The following is a 2,253-nucleotide window of genomic DNA, read 5'->3' on the forward strand; positions in this document are numbered from 1 at the left end:
ACGCTCGCCTTGAACGCCTTCGTCACCATGCAGGCCAATCCTGCGGAAGATGTCCAGTTCTTCGACCTCGTGGTTGGCGACCGGCTCATCGTCGGTCTTTTCGCAGATCGCAACGGCCCCGCCGACCCCTTCATCAGGCTCCTCGACCCGTCGGGGTTTGAGATCGCATTCGACGATGACAGTGGCGGCGGTCTCGACGCCCAAATCGACGTCGTCGTCAGCCAAAGCGGCTCCTTCACGCTGTTCTACTCATCGCTTGGCGCGTCGGGAAGGGGTCAGCTCCAGAGTTTCATCAACTGATGTCTCTCAGTGCCTGTGGTGAGCACCGGCGCGTAGCCTCGGCTTATGAGTAACCGGGCACAGCGCGCAGCGACCAAGGCCGTCCGCTCGGCGACAGAGTTTGTTGCCGGGCGAGTTGCGTCGAGCGATCGGATGATGAGCGTCGTGTACGACCTGATCAATGGGAGTAATTTCGCCGGCCTCGAAGCGCACGAGGAGATGTTGAGCGACCGGGTTCGCGTCGAGGCGTATCACCGCGGCATCCAACGCAATGTGCAGTCGGGCGACGTCGTACTTGACCTCGGCACCGGCACCGGTCTTCTTGCGTTCATGGCAAGCAAAGCTGGAGCGAAGAAGGTGTATGCCGTCGAGCATTCCGATTTCATCCAGGTCGCACGGGAGATCGCGGCACACAACGGGTTCACCAATATCGAGTTCATTCGGGCGAATAGCCGTGAGTTCACTCCACCCGAACCGATCGACGTGGTGCTCCACGAACAGATGGGCGACGAACTGTTCAACGAGAACATGTTGGAGAACTTGCTCGATCTTCGCGACCGCGTGTTGCGCCCTGGTGGACGGATTCTGCCGGCGCGGTTCCGGCTGTTCGTCGAACCTATTTCGATGAACGACGACATGCGGATTCGCCGGTTTTGGAACATTGATCTGCCAGACGGCATCGACCTCAGCGCCAGCGAGCACTCGCCCGTTGCTCGCCGCTTCGACACCGGTCGAAACAACCAATTTTGGCTCCGACCGCACTCGGTTGCATCGACCGTCGGTGATCCGCAACCGATCCTTGAGTTTGACCTGAACAGTCTCGAATCCCTGGAGTCGCTGACGACCCAACACATCGTCGAGCGAACGGCGTCGGCGGACGCAATCGTCGATGGCTGCTGCATCTGGTTCGAAGCGCACTTCGACGACGAGACGATGCTGTCGACGTCTCCGCTGGCTCCGGTCACCAGCTGGGGCAATCGTGTCTTGCGCCTCGACCAAGAGGTCGCTCGAGGCGAGACGCTCGGCCTCGATGTTCGGCTCGGCCAGCTCGTGGAACCATCGACCTGGGATGTCCGCGTCCTCTGACCGTGTTCTCGAACCTGGCCGGGTCTGGCCGGACCGATAGCGACGGCTGGCGGTTCCAACTGCGTCAGAATGAGGCATGACCCAGCTCGACCGGTTTCTCGCGGCATGTGCCGACGTCATCGATCGCCGGGTTGCGCGGGGCGGCCGGGAGCGCGTCACGCTCGAGGCCGGAGCGCATGCTTTTCGCGATGCGCTCGCTGCAGCCAAGCAGTCGCAGTCGCAGTCGCAGCGCGCGGGCGAGGGTGTGGGCGAGGGCGAACTCTCGGACGTGCCGGTCACCGTGTGCCTGGATCAACTCGTGGCGGGGCCGCTGGTTCCGTTGTTTCTCTCAGCCCGCGATGAGATCTCATGGATCCCATCACATCGAACGAGCGACGGCGGAACAGAGCGGGCCCTCGCACCGCTCAACGACGTCCGCGACCTTGGCGGGCTGACCTGCGGTCTGATGCTGCTCGGATCAGGCCAGAGCTACCCCGAACACGCGCATGCACCGCACGAGATGTACCTCTCGCTCTCGGGCGCCGGTCGTTGGCGGTACGGAGGCGACCCGTCGTACCGTTACCTCGCCGACGACGCACTCGTCTACAACCAGCCCCGCACCCTCCACGGCGCCCACGCTGGCACGGACCCGCTGCTGGCCCTGTACGTGCTGTGGGATTGAGAGTGCGCGAGGCCTGAATTGCCCACGACGGTTGTCGGCTCGAAGATGGCCTGACTCCGAGTTGGCGTGAGCAGGCTGCGATGTTCTGCTCGATCGCCTTTCGACGTGGGGACGTCAGCCCTCGACGGTGAGTGAGCTGGTCATCGACGGGTGGATGTTGCACACGAAGGTGTACGTGCCGGGTACGTCGGGCGCGGTGATGGTGATGGTGGAGCCACCGTTGAGGC

The 2,253-nt window shown here is 63.0% G+C and carries 2 protein-coding genes and 1 pseudogene; all 3 read left to right on the forward strand.

Annotation, left to right across the window (positions count from 1 at the left end):
- A pseudogene (locus ACH2EI_RS14315) lies at positions 1 to 300 on the forward strand (hypothetical protein); the annotation flags it as partial.
- Between the two features lie 45 nt (positions 301 to 345).
- Positions 346 to 1,365, forward strand: a complete 1,020-nt coding sequence (locus ACH2EI_RS14320; RefSeq protein WP_395160531.1) for a methyltransferase domain-containing protein — start codon at positions 346 to 348, stop codon at positions 1,363 to 1,365.
- 76 nt (positions 1,366 to 1,441) lie between these two features.
- Positions 1,442 to 2,026, forward strand: coding sequence for a dimethylsulfonioproprionate lyase family protein (locus ACH2EI_RS14325; RefSeq protein WP_395155374.1), 585 nt, complete (start codon positions 1,442 to 1,444; stop codon positions 2,024 to 2,026).
- Positions 2,027 to 2,253 lie beyond the last annotated feature (227 nt).

Origin of the sequence: Ilumatobacter sp. (genome assembly GCF_041688325.1) — a bacterium.
GTDB lineage: Bacteria > Actinomycetota > Acidimicrobiia > Acidimicrobiales > Ilumatobacteraceae > Ilumatobacter_A.